Genomic DNA, 14,801 nt, shown 5'->3' with positions numbered 1-14,801 from the left:
GCCTGGAGTGTCAATGCGCCGGTGCGAGCAGGCGTACGCGCGGATCGAGCACGGCATAGAGAATGTCGACGATCAGGTTGATGACCACGAACAGCATGGTGACCAGCATCACGTAGGCGACGACCACCGGGCGGTCCAGCTGGTAGACGCTGTCGATGAGCAGCTTGCCCATGCCAGGCCAGGCGAACACGGTTTCGGTGATGGTGGAATAGGCGATCAGGTGGCCCATTTCCATGCCGATGACGGTGACCACCGGAATGAGGATGTTGCGCAGGATGTGGCGGCTGACGATGCGGCCGGGCCGCAAGCCCTTGGCGCGCGCGAATTTGACGTATTCCTGGTTCTGCGCCTCGGCCACGCCGGACGCCGTCATCCGCAGCACCAGCGCAACATTGGCCAGCGCCAGGTTGATGGCGGGCATGATCAGGTGGGCCCAGCCGTCACGCGTGAACAGGGACAGCGGCACGCCTGCCACGGATACCGTGTCGCCCCGTCCCGATGCCGGCAACCAGCCCAGCCACACCGCGAACAGCAGGATCAGCATCATGCCCTGCCAGAAGTTGGGCAGCGAGAAGCCGAGCACCGACGTGCCCATGATGGTCTTGCCTAGCGGGGTGTCGCGGTACAGGCCCGCCACCAGGCCCAGCGGAATGCCGACCAGACAGGTCATGCCAATGGCTACCAGCACCAGTTCGAAAGTGGCCGGCATGCGTTGCAGGATCATGTCCAGCGCGGGGACACCCTGAACGAAGGAATTGCCCAGGTCCCCGTGCACGGCGTTCCACAGGAAGTGGGTGTATTGCTGCCATAGCGGCAGGTCCAGGCCCAGGCGGATGATCATGGCCTGGCGGTCGGCGGGGCTGGCTTCCGGGCTGACCAGCAGCTCGATCGGGTCGCCCACCGCATAGACCGCACAGAAGACGACGACCGAAACGGCTAATAGAACGAACAGGCTTTGCAAGAGCCTGCGCAGGATGAACAATGCCACGCGGAGTTCCCTAACAGTATTGGCGCGCATCCAAGAGGGACGCGGGCGATACTTTAACCCGATGAACAGGGGCTGGCGGCGTGCCTGGCCCCTGTTACGCGGGGTTTGGGCATGCCTGCCAGGGGATAGCGGCGGTGGAGCGGAAAAAGCTAGGGCAAACACCTACGCTGGCGCGGCGGGCGAGCGCCGTCGCGGGCCGGGTCCCGCACATCGATCTCTACCCGCTGGTCCCACACCCCCGCCTGGTCGTGCACAGGATCCAGGCGCCGCGGATCCAGCCTGATGCTGTCCCGCCTGAGCCCTTTGGTGTGCGCCAGGTAGTCGGCCATCTTTTCCAGCTTGGGCATGACCGACTGTGCGTTGGCCCGGGTATAGCCGGTGAGGGTGATCTCCGATGCGTCCCTGCCGAAAGACTTCTTCACGTCGAAGGCGATGATGTCGAGACTGCGGCGTTCCACGGTGGACAGGCCCACGGGCAGCATGGACGCATGGCGCATGGATGCATGTCGCACGAACGATGCAGGCGTGGTGGCCCATGGCGTCACCTCTTCCAGGATCGCGTAGCTCTGCCTGCGCCGGTTGCCGTCCCTGACGACGGGGGGCGTGGGCGCGGCGGCCGGCTCCGGTGCCGGCGCGGCGGCCTCCCGCCGGGTCTTCTTGCTGGTGGCTGCGACATAGTGGATATCCACCGACCCATGCTTGCTCTGGTCGTCCCAGAAGGCGATCCTCTTGATCTTGATTTCGAACAGGCGCGGGTTCAGGCCGTGGTCGACCATGTGGCGCTTGAGCTGCTCGACCAGGGACAACACGCGATCCGTATCGTCCTTGGAGTAGCCCGTCAGTTCGATACGCTCCAGGTCTTCCGTCTTGCGTTGGGCCAGTTCCGCGTTGAACTCGGCGCGAAGCCGAGCAGTTTCCGCGGCCTCGCGGGATGGCTCCGGATCCGTGGAGCGGCGCCGGCGCTGCTTCGAACGCGCGCTTTTATCCGCCGTCTCGTCCGGATTTTCGTCCGAGTTGTCGAGCATGAGCTCGCGCATGTCCGCCATGCGCGAGGCCTTCGACATTTCATCGAGCGTGGCCAGCATCCTGTAGGTCGCGTCCATCATGGGCGCCGTAAGGGCTGCATCGCGCGGGGCTGGTTTGGCGCTGGCGTCGGGCGGCAGGGCACAGAAAATCGGTGAGTGGAATCGCATCATGGGCATCGCAAGTCTTCCTGGACAAAAAGCGTTGCAAGAGTGCCTCTGAGTAGGAGGCACGCCCGATTTCGTTCCCGGATTTCCATCTGCCGCATGCGCTCACGCCAGATCCTTGCCCGCCTGGTCCGGGCCGATCTTGCGTACGTGGAACAGGGTGACCCGCGGGGTCTCGGGGCTGGAGACCAGGCGCAAGTCGACCAGCACCTTGTCACCCAGCCTGCGAGGCAGGTCGGCAGGCCTGCCATGTGTGACGCGCACGATGCGCGCTGCCGGGATGCCGCATTGCTGCTCCAGGCCAGTGCTGACGGCGTTCACCATGGCATCCATTTCTTGCGCCGATTTCTCGCCAGGAAAACCGTGGACGGTGATGCTGTGGAATTGCGCGGGATCGCGCAGGTTGCAAAGATTGGTGAACGTGGGGGCGTCGGAGGTTGCCGACGCTGGCGTGCCGATGGGCGCGGGTGTAGCCACCGCGGTGGGCGTGGCTTGGGAAAACGACAGCGTGCTGGACATCGCGCAGCTCCAATAAAAAGTAAGAAGCTGTTATGTGGCGCGATGTCCTTAACCATTCCCACCTGAACGATTTATTTTTTCAGTCCCCCAGTTCAGCCTTTCAGATCCGCTGCGCGATCGGTTGGGCCAGCCGCACCATCGTCACGCCGGGCCGCACATTGACCGCGGGCATGATCAGCACGCAGTCGTCGTAGGGCGTGGTGACGGCTTCGCCATCCGACCAGGCGATGACAGTGCCCGCATGGGGCAGCTTTTCCAGGCCTTTCCAGGGTTGGGAGAAGCGGAAGTCCATGCTCTTGGCGGCGATGGCATCGGTCACGCGCAGTGCCTCCTGGCTGGGCGCGGCCGGCGCGAACCACGTGCCCGGCAGGTGTGCCGCCTCGACGATGCCGGAGGCCACCAGGAAACGCGCCACCTGGTCGATCGCCACCTGATGAGCGGAGGGGGCGCCGTGAAAGCCGCACTCGATCAGCAGCGAGCGTGCACCATTGTCCTGTGCGGTGCCGAAGCGGCCGTAATCGCGCATGCGCACGCCGGCAGCGTGGCCGGCATCGGCGATGATGTGCGCCGGATTGCCCAGCGTCAGCGCGAGGTCGATATTGTGCTGGTGCACGCCGGACATCTGCAGCGGCACCGTGGAATTGCTCATGGAGTGGATGTCCAGCAGCCAGTCCGCCTTTTTCACCCAGGGCAGGATCTGCGCGGCACGGCGCCGTTCCTGCGTGGAGGAATCCGCCAGCTTGTCGTCCGACCAGACGCGGTTCATGTCTTCGTCGACGAAGCGCGAATCCGTATAGGACGCGGCATCGAAACGGTCGAAAGCGGCCAGGTTGCAGAACGCCAGGGTGAGGGCGCCGCGGCGCGGCCGCAAGCCGGCAGCCAGGACGTCCTTGAGCGCCCAGGCACCGCACAGTTCGTTGCCGTGTATCAGGGCGGTGATCATCACCGTGGGGCCGGGCTGGCCGGAGTCGAAATGCCAGACGCCTTCGGTGCCGGTGTTGCCGGCGCGCTCCACATTGATGTCGGGATAGGCGAGTTCGAAAGGGCGCAGGGGAATGCCGGTGCTGCTGGCGGTGGACATCGGGCCTCCGGGGGTAGGTCGCTCGGAAAATGGGAAAGGCAAGCGGAAGAGCAAGGATACGCATTGGTGAGCATCGGTCAAGCAGTCCGCGTGGGCGACCGCCACGCGCCGCAGGCGACCTCTCAGGCAGTTGCAGCAGACCGCTGACCCGGCCCGTATTTCCCCGCAACGACGCAACGAATTAGTCAAAAATTTCACGTCATTTGCATCGCGTTTGGCTAGTTGTGCCGGGGCCGGTTATAGTTTGCACCCATCCTCCCAGGCCGGTCCGCCACCATGCAAACCGACTACGCAGAACTTGTCCGACGCACGATACGCAGTGTTCCGGATTGGCCCAAGCCCGGCGTGGTGTTTCGCGACATCACCCCTGTGCTGCAAGACCCCCGCACTTTTCGCGCCCTGATCGATCTTTTCGTCTACCGCTACATGCGTCAAAGACTGGATCTGGTCGCGGGTGTGGACGCACGCGGATTCATCATAGGCAGCGTGCTCGCCTATGAGCTGAACCTGGGCTTCGTGCCGGTGCGCAAGCAGGGCAAGCTGCCCTACCGCACGGTGGCGGAACCTTATTCGCTGGAATACGGCAATTCGGCGGTGGAAATCCACACGGATGCGGTGCGCACCGGCCAGCGCGTGCTGCTGGTCGATGACCTCATCGCCACCGGCGGCACCATGCTCGCCGCCGTCAAGCTGCTACAGCGGCTGGGCGCCAATGTGGTGGAGGCCGCGACCATCATCGATCTGCCCGACCTGGGCGGCGCGGCTGCCGTCGCCAGTACCGGCACGCCGCTGTATTCGATCTGTCGCTACGACGCCGACGGCAGCGAAAGCGCGGCCGGCGCCGGCGTTTAAGGCCGGGTCCGGGGCCTCACTGATCCGGGCGACCCGGGCGCTGCCATCGCCCCGGGTGCCGCCATCTCTAGTGCTGGTCCTTCAGGCGCGGCTTGATGTAGTCCAGGAACGCGCGCGTCTTGGCCGGCAAGGTTCGCGACGGCAGCAGCGCGAACAGCGGCACCGGCGTCAGGTTCCAGTCCGGCAGTACCCGCACCAGGCCCGTACGCTCGATGGCACGTTCCATGGCGTCGTAGACCAGCAGGGGCACGATGCCCATGCCCCGCACCGCCAGCCGGCCCAGCATGCCCATATTGTTCGAGGCCAGGCGGCCGATCACCTGCACCCGTTCGGCCCGTTCGCCGGAATGCAGCATCCAGAACTGATACGCATCGCTTACCAGCGGCCGCAGGCATTCATGATGGCTGAGGTCGGCCGGCGTGCGCGGCTCGCCATGGCGGGCCAGGTAGGATGGCGCCGCGTACAACTGGTGCGCCATCAGCACCACCTGGCGCGAGATCAGGCTGGAATCGGGCTGTTGCCCGAAGCGCAGCACCAGGTCGTAGGGGTTGCTGATGGGATCGATCGGCCGCACGCTCAGGTCGAAGTCGCACTCGATGTCGGGGTACTCGGCGATGAAGTCGCGGATGATCACCGGCAGGAACAGGCTGGCCAGGCTGGGCGGCAGCGAGATGCGCAGGCGGCCCTTGGGCTGGGCCGCCATGTCCTGCAGCTGGTCGTGGGCGATGCGCGCCTCTTCGACGATATGGCGGCAGCGTTCGAAATAGATCGCGCCGGCCTCGGTCAGGTCGATGCGCCGCGTGCTGCGGTTCAGCAGCTTCATGCCCACCGAACGTTCCAGCTCGGTGACGCGGCGCGACAACGTGGCCGACGGGATGTTCAGCGCTTCGGCCGCATGGCTGAAGTTCTTGCGCTTGGCCACCTCGACGAACAAGGCGATATCGTTAAGCTGGATATCCACGTTTGAAGTCCCAGCGCCCGGCAGGGCAGATGCAGAATCGACATTCAGGCGCGGCCGCGGGTGCGCCGCCGCGCCTGCCAGGGCCGGCGCACTCGCGGGCCCTGGAAACAGGGGAAAAACTACAGGAAAAGCTTATACGCCGGATTCTCGGTTTCGTTCCAGTACGGGTAGTCCACTTCTTCCAGGAAGGTCTTGAACTGCTTCTTGTCCCCGGGTGGAACCTGGATGCCGATCAGGATGCGGCCGTAGTCGGCGCCCTGGTTGCGATAGTGGAACAGGCTGATGTTCCACTCCGGCTTCATCGAGTTGAGGAAGCGCATCAAGGCGCCCGGCCGTTCGGGAAATTCGAAGCGATACAGCACCTCGTTCTGCGTCAGCGTCGAGCGGCCTCCCACCATGTGACGCAGGTGGGTCTTGGCCATTTCATCGTGGGTCAGGTCCAGCGTATCGAAACCATGCTTGCGGAAGTGGCCCGCGATCTTGTCCGACTCGGCCGGCGAGGCCACCTGCACGCCCACGAACACGTGCGCGCGCGCGCTGTCGGATATGCGGTAGTTGAATTCCGTGACGCTGCGGTCGCCCACCAGTTCACAGAACTTGCGGAAGCTGCCGCGTTGCTCGGGCATCGATACGGCGAAGACCGCCTCGCGCATTTCGCCCACTTCGGCGCGGTCGGCGACGAAGCGCAGGCGGTCGAAATTCATGTTGGCGCCACAGGAAATGGCCACCACCGTCTTGTTCTTCCACTTGTGCTGCGCCAGGTATTGCTTGGCGCCGGCCACGGCCAGGGCGCCGGCCGGTTCCAGCACGCTGCGCGTGTCCTGGAAGACGTCCTTGATGGCGGCGCAGATGGCGTCGGTGTCGACCACCACGAAATCATCCACGTACTGCTTGACCAGGCGGAAGGTCTCGGCGCCCACCTGCTTGACCGCGGTGCCGTCGGAAAACAGGCCGACATCGTTGAGCATGACGCGGCGGCCCGCCTTGATGCTGCGCACCATGGCGTCCGAATCCTCGGTCTGGACGCCGATCACCTTGATGCCGGGACGCAGTTGCTTGATATAGGTGGCCACGCCGGAAATCAGGCCGCCGCCGCCGACGGCGACGAACACCGCATCCAGGTCGCCGGGATGCTGGCGCAGGATCTCCATGCCCACCGTGCCCTGGCCGGCGATCACGTCGGGATCGTCGAAGGGATGGACGAAGGTCAGCTTTTCCTTCTTTTCCAGCTTGGCGGCATGGGCGTAGGCGTCGGAGTAGCTTTCGCCTTCCAGCACCACCTCACCGCCCAGGCGGCGCACCGCGTCGATCTTCACTTGCGGCGTGGTGGTGGGCATGACGATGACGGCGCGGCAACCCAGGCGGCGGGCCGACAGGGCCACGCCCTGCGCGTGATTGCCGGCCGAGGCCGCGATGACGCCGCGCGCGCGCGCGGCCGGCGTCAGGTTGGCCATCTTGTTGTAGGCACCCCGCAGCTTGAAACTGAATACCGGCTGCGTGTCTTCCCGCTTGAGCAGAATCGCGTTCGAAATTCGCTGGGACAGCAGAGGTGCCGGGTCCAGGGACGTCTCGACGGCAACGTCGTAGACTTTCGAAGTGAGTATGCGTTTCAGGTAATCGGTAGACATGAGGGGGGGTGGGAAATTTCGGCTTGACGGGAGGTGGTTCTCAGGGTTGCTAGCGTCGGGCAGATTACCACAGGGCATAAGGCCGATAACGCGCTCGCGGGCCCGGCTAAACTGCCGCAATGGAAGAATCCCTGATGTCCTCGATCGACTGGCTGCTGCAGGTGCTCGCCCTGCCCAATGTGGGCCTGAGCGCCATCTTCATCATCAGCCTGATATCCGCCACGCTCCTGCCGCTGGGCTCGGAGCCTGCCGTGTTCGGGTACGTCAAGCTGGCGCCCGACATGTTCTGGCCGGCCATCCTGGTGGCGACGGCGGGCAACACCATCGGCGGCGCCATCAGCTACGCCATGGGCCTGGGCGCCTGGCGGGCGGCGGAGAAATGGAAGGAAAAGCATCCGCACAAGGCCGACGAGGCCAAGTCCACCGCCACCGAGAGCCGCTGGCACAAGCGCGCCCACGACTGGTGCCACCGGGTGGGGCCGCCGGCCCTGCTGCTGTCCTGGCTGCCGGCCGTGGGCGATCCCCTGTGCGCCGTTGCGGGATGGCTACGTTTGTCGTTTTGGCCTTGCGTGGTCTACATGGCAATCGGTAAATTCCTGCGCTACCTCGCCATGACTGGCGGCCTGATCTGGCTGTTCCCGCAAACCTGACCGGTGCGGCAATTTCTCAGATTCTTGTAAGCATGTGGCCGCGCAACGCTTTTTCGGCGCCACTCGGGGGGTATGCCCTGGGTCTGGCGTGGCCATGACGTAAAATGCGCTTTTAAGGGCCCACCCTCAGCATCCATGAACGCCCCCATCGCCAGCATGATCCTCGACGCGGCGACGCCGCCGGCTCCCGGCACCCGCCTGCGAGAAATTCCCTACAACTACACCTCGTTTTCCGACAAGGAAATCGTTGGCCGTCTGCTCGGCGCGGACGCGTGGCAGTTGCTGTCCGATCTGCGGGGCGAGCGCCGTACCGGGCGCTCCGCGCGCATGCTGTACGAGGTATTGGGCGACATCTGGGTCGTGCGCCGCAATCCGTATCTGCAGGACGACCTGCTGGAAAATCCCAAGCGCCGGCGCCAGCTGATCGAGGCCTTGCACCATCGCCTGGGCGAAATCGACAAGCGGCGTGAACCGACGCGCATCGACTTCCAGGAAGGCCGGGACCTGTATCGCGACGAGAAGGTGTTGCAGCTGATCGAGCGCGCCCGTGCCGCCATCGCCGCCTTCGAAGCGCAATTCGACGAAACCGCCGCCCTGCGCAAGCAGGCGCAGAAAGTCCTGGGCCGCATCACCGCCCGCGACAACATCAAGTTCGATGGCCTGTCGCGCGTGGCCCACGTCACCGACGCCACCGACTGGCGTGTCGAGTACCCCTTCGTGGTGCTGACGCCGGACAATGAAGACGAGATCGCCGCCATGGTGCGCGGCTGTATCGAGCTTGGCCTGACCATCATTCCCCGGGGGGGCGGCACCGGCTACACCGGCGGCGCCATTCCGCTGTCGTGGAAGTCGGCCGTCATCAACACCGAGAAGTTCGAAACCCTGGGCCAGGTGGAGTCCTGTACCCTGCCGGGCCGCGATGGGGAAGTTGCGACCATTTTCACCGGTGCGGGCGTGGTCACCAAGCGCGTGGCCGACGCCGCGGCCGCGGCGGGATTCGTCTTCGCCGTCGATCCCACTTCGGCGGAAGCGTCCTGCGTGGGCGGCAATATCGCCATGAACGCGGGCGGCAAGAAAGCCGTGCTGTGGGGCACCGCGCTGGACAATCTGGCCTGGTGGCGCATGGTCGATCCGGAAGGCAACTGGCTGGAAGTGACGCGCCTGGCGCACAACATGGGCAAGATCCATGATGTCGACGTGGTCCGTTTCGAACTCCAGTGGTTCGACGGCCGCGGCAAGCCCGGCACCACGCCCCTGCGCAGCGAAGTCCTGGAAATCGAAGGGCGGCGTTTCCGCAAGGAAGGCCTGGGCAAGGACGTCACCGACAAGTTCCTGGCCGGCCTGCCCGGCGTGCAGAAGGAAGGCTGCGACGGGCTGATCACGTCCGCGCGCTGGGTGCTGCATCGCATGCCCGCGCACACGCGCACCGTCTGCATGGAATTCTTCGGCCAGGCGCGCGACGCCATCCCGTCGATCGTCGAGGTCAAGCATTACCTGGACACCGACGGCAAGAAGCGCGGCGCCATCCTGGCGGGCCTGGAACACCTGGACGAACGTTATCTGCGCGCGGTGGGCTACGTCACCAAGAGCAAGCGCGGCGTCCTGCCCAAGATGGTGCTGATCGGCGACATCGTCGGCGATGACGACGCCGGCGTGGCCGCGGCCGCCAGCGAAGTGGTGCGCCTGGCCAATACCCGTCACGGCGAAGGCTTCGTGGCGGTGAGCGCCGAAGCGCGCAAGAAATTCTGGGCCGACCGCTCGCGCACCGCGGCCATCGCGCGTCACACCAACGCCTTCAAGATCAATGAAGACGTCGTGATCCCGCTGAACCGCATGGGCGAGTACACGGACCACATCGAACGCATCAATATCGAACTGTCCACGCGCAACAAGCTCAAGCTGCTGGACGCGCTGGATGCCTTCCTGGCCGAACCCCTGCCGCTGGGCAAGTCGGAAGACGCCGAGGACGCCGAGATCACGCGCACGGAACTGCTCAACGAGCGTACCCGCCACGCGCAGGAGATCATCGACGGCACCCGTGCGCGTTGGCGCTGGATGCTGGACCATCTGGACCTGCCGCTGACGCAGGCGCTGCCGGACCTGGCGCGCCTGGGCCTGGTGCACCTGCAGTCGACCCTGGCCGACCGCCTGGCGGCGCAGCCGGACGCGCGCGTGTTCGATGTGGTGCAGGACCGCACGCTGCGGACGTCGTGGAGGACCGAAGTGCTGGCGGAAATGCAGCGCGTCTTCCCGGGCGATGCCTGCAAAAAGGTACTGGACGAAATGCGCGCCATCCATGCGCGCGTGCTCAAGAGCCGGGTGTTCGTGGCCTTGCACATGCACGCGGGCGACGGCAACGTGCATACCAACATCCCCGTCAACTCCGATGATTATGAAATGCTGGGCGAGGCCAACGAGGCCGTGGCGCGCATCATGCAGATCGCGCGCGACCTGGACGGCGTGATTTCGGGCGAGCACGGCATCGGCCTGACCAAATATGAATTCCTGACCCAGGAGGAGCTGCAGCCCTTCCAGGACTACAAGCGCAAGGTCGACCCGCAAGGGCGCTTCAATGCCGGCAAGCTGATGCCTGGCGCCGACCTCACGCATGCCTGGACGCCCAGCTTCAACCTGATGGGGCATGAATCGCTGATCATGCAACAGAGCGAGATCGGCGCGATCTCGGCGTCGGTCAAGGACTGCCTGCGTTGCGGCAAGTGCAAGCCGGTGTGCGCCACGCATGTGCCGCGTGCCAACCTGCTCTATTCGCCGCGCAACAAGATTCTTGCCACGTCGCTGCTGGTGGAAGCCTTCCTGTACGAGGAACAGACTCGCCGTGGCGTCAGCCTGAAGCATTGGGAAGAATTCGAGGATGTGGCCGACCACTGCACGGTCTGCCACAAGTGCTACAACCCCTGTCCGGTGGACATCGACTTCGGCGACGTGTCGATGAACATGCGCGCGCTGCTGCGCCGCATGGGCAAGAAGTCCTTCAATCCGGGCACCGCGGCGGCCATGTTCTTCCTGAACGCCAAGGATCCGGCCACCATCAACGCCACCCGCAAGGCCATGGTGGGCGTGGGCTACAAGATGCAGCGCACCGCCAACGAGCTGCTGTCGGGCCTGGCGCGCAAGCAGACGCGCAAGCCGCCGGCGACGGTGGGCAAGGCGCCGCTGCGCGAGCAGGTGGTGCACTTCATCAACAAGAAGATGCCGGGCGGCCTGCCCAAGCAGACGGCGCGCAAGCTGCTGGATATCGAGGACGCCAATTACGTTCCCATCATCCGCGATCCGCAGGCGACGTCGGCTGAAACCGAGGCGGTGTTCTATTTCCCGGGCTGCGGTTCGGAACGGCTGTTCTCGCAGGTCGGGTTGGCTACACAGGCCATGCTATGGCATGCGGGGGTGCAGACCGTGCTGCCGCCCGGCTATCTGTGCTGCGGCTATCCGCAGCGCGGCAACGGCATGAACGACAAGGCCGACCAGATCATCACCGACAACCGGGTGCTGTTCCATCGGGTGGCCAACACGCTGAACTACCTGGACATCAAGACGGTGGTGGTCAGCTGCGGCACCTGCTACGACCAGTTGGCGGGCTATGAGTTCGAGAAGATCTTCCCCGGCTGCCGGCTGATCGATATCCACGAGTATCTGCTGGAGAAGGGCATCAAGCTGGACGGGGTGCAGGGGGTGCGCTACATGTACCACGATCCCTGCCACACGCCGATGAAGCTGCAGGACCCCATGAAGACCGTGAAGTCGCTGGTTGGCGACGGCGCCATCAAGAGCGACCGTTGCTGCGGCGAATCCGGCACGCTGGCGGTGTCGCGGCCGGATGTCTCGACCCAGGTGCGCTTCCGCAAGGAAGAGGAGTTGCGCAAGGGCGGGGACGCGATCCGGGCTGACGGCTTTGACGGCGACGTCAAGGTGCTGACGTCATGCCCGTCCTGCCTGCAGGGCTTGTCGCGCTACCAGGGCGATACGAAGATGGAGGCCGACTATATCGTGGTGGAGATGGCGCGCCATATCCTGGGTGAAGACTGGATGGCTTCATACGTGAAGCGGGCTAACGCTGGAGGCATCGAACGGGTGCTGGTCTGATTTTTTCTTGGAGCGTGCCGCTGAGGCGGCGCGCCCCGTGATCCCGATTCCGTGCATGAGGCGCCCGCTTGAGCGGGCGCTTTTTTTTCGCCGCGTGCCTAAGCCATTCCCTTAGTTCGGATCGTCGGAAACAATCAAAAAAACCAGCAAACTGTCGCGTAACATTTGAGTGATTAAACTGAATAAAATCGAGATAAACGCGATACAGAGCGCAAATTTACGACAATTCGAGGTAGATTTGACGAAATTTGAAGTCAATTTATGCAAAAAATTGCCGAACAATTGTCGTGCGCAATACAATTATGTTTCTATCGGTTTCCAGCTAAATTAATTCGCGCGCATCGGGCGGCGCCACTCATATAACGGAGAAGATGAATTCATGGAAATGAAGGCGCCCGCGACCATTCCATATTTTTTGCAGGAACAGGTCAGACGCATGATCGTGGACGGGACTCTGCGTCCCGGCCAACCGTTGCGCGAACAAGAACTCGAAAGGCGCTTCGGTACCAGTCGCAGTCCCATCCGCGAGGCGCTGCGCCTGCTGGAATTGAGCGGTCTGGTCACCCACGCCCAACGGCGCGGCTTCCGTGTGGCGCTGTACAGCGAACAGGAAATCCGCCACATCTACCAGCTGCGGGCGGAGCTCGAAGCCTACGCCATAATCCGGTTGGCGGAGCACAGCGACCTGGCGCCGCTCATGGTCGACCTGCACGGCTTGTACGCGCGGCTGCAGGATTGCCGGCCCGGCGAAGGCGAGCTGGATTGCCTGGACCTGACCCGCGAATTCTTCAACACCATCGTCCTGCTCAATGACAACAGGCCACTGACGGCCGCGCTATCCAAGCTGACCGACCGTTGCGAGCCGCTGCGCCACATCGTGCTCAGGCGCGAGGTCACGCCCATCGCACAAGTGGTCGAAGGCGTCGGCCGCATCGTCAGCGCGCTGCGCGACCATGACCTCGTGCGCGCCGCGGCTGTCCGCCGCGAGATGACCGAGGCTTTCCTGACGGTGGTGGTCCGGGCGTACGCCGCCGAGGTCTACCCGGAGATCGTGGCAAGCGCGTGAAGACCGGGCCTGCAATGGCAGGCTTCCGCTTCACGCGCGGCTCCCGCCAACCGCGCGGCCGCCAGGTCTCAAGCGATCGGGCCGCCCGGCATGGTGCGCACGGCGATGCCGGCTTTTTCCAGCGCGGCGCGGATGCCGGTGGCGAAGATCACGGCATTGGGCTGGTCGCCATGGATACACAGGGTGTCGGCCTGCACGGGAACGTCCTTGCCGTTGACGGAGCGCACCTTGCCTTCAGAGGCCATGCGGACCACCTGGGCCACGGCCGTCTCCAGATCCTCGATCATGGCGCCGGGGCGGCTGCGGGGCGATAGCGAGCCATCGTCCTGGTAGGTGCGGTCGGCGAAAACTTCGCTGGCCACCGGCATGCCCAGTTCTTGCGCGGCCCGCAGCAGTTCGCTGCCGGCCAGGCCGTACAGGACCAGGGACGCGTCGACGTCGTGCACGGCGCGGCAGATGGCCTGCGCCAGCGCCACGTCCTTGACCGCCATGTTGTACAAGGCGCCGTGCGCCTTGACGTGATGCAGGCGCGCGCCCTGGGCCGCGGCGACGCCGGCCAGGGCGCCCACTTGATAGACCACCATGTCGTAGGCTTCGGTCGGGCTGATCTGCATGACGCGGCGGCCGAAGCCGGCCAGATCGGGCAGGCTGGGATGCGCGCCCAGGGCCACGCCCTGCGCCAGGGCCGCGGCGACGGTGTGGCGCATGGTGCCGGGATCGCCGCCGTGGAAACCACAGGCGATATTGGCCGAAGTGACGTACTGCAATACGGCTTCGTCATTGCCCATGTGCCAGGCGCCGTAACTCTCGCCCATGTCGCAGTTCAAATCTATGGTAGATGCCATGCTCGATTCTGATCCTGTGATTGTCGAATGCCGCGGTTGCGCCGCGCGGCCCTGTGCGCAGTGTAATCACAGTGCGTGCGCGAATACAAAAACGCCGCCGGTGGGGACACGGGCGGCGGTCGTGGGATTGCGGCAGGGCGCCAGGACTTACTTGGCGAACAGCGATTCCATATTCTTGAACGACTTGAATTCCAGGGCGTTGCCCGACGGATCCAGGAAGAACATGGTGGCCTGTTCGCCCACTTCACCCTTGAAGCGGATGTAGGGCTCGATCACGAACTTGGTGCCGGCGCGGGTCAGTTTGCCGGCCATGTCTTCCCAGGCTTCCATGGGCAGGATGGCGCCGAAGTGGCGCACCGGCACGTCGTGGTCATCGACGGGGCTGGTCTGCTTGTGGCCGCATTCGTCCGGCGCCAGGTGGGCGACGATCTGGTGGCCGTAGAAGTCGAAGTCCACCCATTCCGGGGCGCTACGCCCCTCCGGACAGCCCAGCAGGTCGCCGTAGAAGGCGCGCGCTTCGGCGATGTCCCGCACGGGGAAGGCGAGGTGGAAAGGAGGAATGACGGCGGTTTGAGCACTCATGATGAATCCAGGAACGGGAAACGGAAAAACACAGTGAGAGGGGGGATCACGCCTGGCCGGCAAATGGCCCGGCGCTTCAGACAAGACGAAGTTTAGGGCTTGTTTTTTCGATTGAAAAACGATATTTTTTGATCCTTAGCAATCAGAAAAATGATGCTCGTTAATCTGTCCTGATACGCTGCGGCTCTAACCCCGCCAAGCCTCAACGCCGGCCGTTGCTACAAGGCCGGGCCCTCGGCCCCAGCCCGAGCCCCGCCTCGGCCCCGGCCCCGGCGCCCCCGCGGCTCCCGGCCGGGGGCCGGGGTCTTATGAAAAGCCCCCGACCCCCCGACCCCCGA

Annotated in this window: 12 protein-coding genes; 4 read left to right on the top strand and 8 right to left on the bottom strand. The window is 64.5% G+C overall.

The window, feature by feature from the left end:
* Nucleotides 1–10: 10 nt before the first annotated feature.
* The 4 genes from CEY05_RS14795 to CEY05_RS14780 all read right to left on the bottom strand — a co-directional run bounded on the left by CEY05_RS14795 (nucleotide 11) and on the right by CEY05_RS14780 (nucleotide 3,778).
* Nucleotides 11–988 carry an ABC transporter permease gene (locus CEY05_RS14795; protein WP_088599060.1) on the bottom strand — a complete coding sequence of 326 codons (978 nt, stop codon included), beginning with the start codon at nucleotides 986–988 and terminating at the stop codon, nucleotides 11–13.
* Nucleotides 989–1,137: 149 nt separating this feature from the next.
* Nucleotides 1,138–2,190, bottom strand: a complete 1,053-nt coding sequence (locus tag CEY05_RS14790; RefSeq protein ID WP_088599059.1) for a hypothetical protein — start codon at nucleotides 2,188–2,190, stop codon at nucleotides 1,138–1,140.
* Nucleotides 2,191–2,283: 93 nt separating this feature from the next.
* A complete protein-coding gene (locus CEY05_RS14785; protein ID WP_088599058.1) occupies nucleotides 2,284–2,697 on the bottom strand; it encodes a hypothetical protein in 414 nt (137 codons plus the stop codon).
* 100 nt (nucleotides 2,698–2,797) lie between these two features.
* Nucleotides 2,798–3,778, bottom strand: coding sequence for a succinylglutamate desuccinylase/aspartoacylase family protein (locus tag CEY05_RS14780; protein ID WP_088599057.1), 981 nt, complete (start codon nucleotides 3,776–3,778; stop codon nucleotides 2,798–2,800).
* Between the two features lie 276 nt (nucleotides 3,779–4,054).
* On the opposite strand from CEY05_RS14780, the gene CEY05_RS14775 reads away from it, so the two are divergent.
* The gene (locus CEY05_RS14775; protein WP_088599056.1) at nucleotides 4,055–4,630 is read left to right on the top strand and encodes an adenine phosphoribosyltransferase; all 576 of its coding nucleotides are present in this window, start codon (nucleotides 4,055–4,057) and stop codon (nucleotides 4,628–4,630) included.
* A 67-nt stretch (nucleotides 4,631–4,697) separates the two neighbouring features.
* On the opposite strand, the gene CEY05_RS14770 is transcribed toward CEY05_RS14775, so the two are convergent.
* Nucleotides 4,698–5,591 (bottom strand): LysR family transcriptional regulator, encoded by an 894-nt coding sequence (locus tag CEY05_RS14770; RefSeq protein ID WP_088599055.1) that lies wholly within the window; start codon nucleotides 5,589–5,591, stop codon nucleotides 4,698–4,700.
* A 119-nt stretch (nucleotides 5,592–5,710) separates the two neighbouring features.
* Nucleotides 5,711–7,219, bottom strand: a complete 1,509-nt coding sequence (ilvA, locus tag CEY05_RS14765) for a threonine ammonia-lyase, biosynthetic (RefSeq protein ID WP_088599054.1) — start codon at nucleotides 7,217–7,219, stop codon at nucleotides 5,711–5,713.
* 119 nt (nucleotides 7,220–7,338) lie between these two features.
* Here ilvA and CEY05_RS14760 point away from each other — a divergent pair, with 119 nt between their 5' ends.
* The 3 genes from CEY05_RS14760 (at nucleotide 7,339) to CEY05_RS14750 (ending at nucleotide 13,036) form a co-directional block, all read left to right on the top strand.
* Nucleotides 7,339–7,869, top strand: coding sequence for a YqaA family protein (locus CEY05_RS14760; RefSeq protein WP_088599053.1), 531 nt, complete (start codon nucleotides 7,339–7,341; stop codon nucleotides 7,867–7,869).
* Between the two features lie 135 nt (nucleotides 7,870–8,004).
* The gene (locus CEY05_RS14755; protein WP_088599052.1) at nucleotides 8,005–11,970 is read left to right on the top strand and encodes an FAD/FMN-binding oxidoreductase; all 3,966 of its coding nucleotides are present in this window, start codon (nucleotides 8,005–8,007) and stop codon (nucleotides 11,968–11,970) included.
* 379 nt (nucleotides 11,971–12,349) lie between these two features.
* Nucleotides 12,350–13,036 (top strand): GntR family transcriptional regulator, encoded by a 687-nt coding sequence (locus CEY05_RS14750; RefSeq protein WP_088599051.1) that lies wholly within the window; start codon nucleotides 12,350–12,352, stop codon nucleotides 13,034–13,036.
* Nucleotides 13,037–13,104: 68 nt separating this feature from the next.
* On the opposite strand, the gene CEY05_RS14745 is transcribed toward CEY05_RS14750, so the two are convergent.
* Both CEY05_RS14745 and CEY05_RS14740 read right to left on the bottom strand, forming a co-directional pair.
* Complete coding sequence (locus tag CEY05_RS14745) at nucleotides 13,105–13,881, bottom strand: LamB/YcsF family protein (protein WP_088599050.1); 777 nt, start codon at nucleotides 13,879–13,881, stop codon at nucleotides 13,105–13,107.
* Between the two features lie 147 nt (nucleotides 13,882–14,028).
* The gene (locus CEY05_RS14740; protein ID WP_088599049.1) at nucleotides 14,029–14,463 is read right to left on the bottom strand and encodes a VOC family protein; all 435 of its coding nucleotides are present in this window, start codon (nucleotides 14,461–14,463) and stop codon (nucleotides 14,029–14,031) included.
* Nucleotides 14,464–14,801 lie beyond the last annotated feature (338 nt).

It is taken from the genome of Achromobacter sp. HZ34 (assembly GCF_002209485.1).
Classification (GTDB): Bacteria; Pseudomonadota; Gammaproteobacteria; order Burkholderiales; family Burkholderiaceae_B; genus Bordetella_C.
Note: the sequence above shows the minus strand (reverse complement) of the source record. Positions and strands in the feature narration are given on the sequence as shown.

What these genes read in the sequence shown, in the direction of transcription:
- CEY05_RS14790 (WP_088599059.1), bottom strand. Translation starts at nt 2,190, where the DNA reads ATGCCCATGATGCGATTCCACTCACCGATTTTCTGTGCCCTGCCGCCC.
- CEY05_RS14785 (WP_088599058.1), bottom strand. Translation starts at nt 2,697, where the DNA reads ATGTCCAGCACGCTGTCGTTTTCCCAAGCCACGCCCACCGCGGTGGCT.
- CEY05_RS14780 (WP_088599057.1), bottom strand. Translation starts at nt 3,778, where the DNA reads ATGTCCACCGCCAGCAGCACCGGCATTCCCCTGCGCCCTTTCGAACTC.
- CEY05_RS14775 (WP_088599056.1), top strand. Translation starts at nt 4,055, where the DNA reads ATGCAAACCGACTACGCAGAACTTGTCCGACGCACGATACGCAGTGTT.
- ilvA (WP_088599054.1), bottom strand. Translation starts at nt 7,219, where the DNA reads ATGTCTACCGATTACCTGAAACGCATACTCACTTCGAAAGTCTACGAC.
- CEY05_RS14760 (WP_088599053.1), top strand. Translation starts at nt 7,339, where the DNA reads ATGGAAGAATCCCTGATGTCCTCGATCGACTGGCTGCTGCAGGTGCTC.
- CEY05_RS14755 (WP_088599052.1), top strand. Translation starts at nt 8,005, where the DNA reads ATGAACGCCCCCATCGCCAGCATGATCCTCGACGCGGCGACGCCGCCG.
- CEY05_RS14750 (WP_088599051.1), top strand. Translation starts at nt 12,350, where the DNA reads ATGGAAATGAAGGCGCCCGCGACCATTCCATATTTTTTGCAGGAACAG.
- CEY05_RS14745 (WP_088599050.1), bottom strand. Translation starts at nt 13,881, where the DNA reads ATGGCATCTACCATAGATTTGAACTGCGACATGGGCGAGAGTTACGGC.
- CEY05_RS14740 (WP_088599049.1), bottom strand. Translation starts at nt 14,463, where the DNA reads ATGAGTGCTCAAACCGCCGTCATTCCTCCTTTCCACCTCGCCTTCCCC.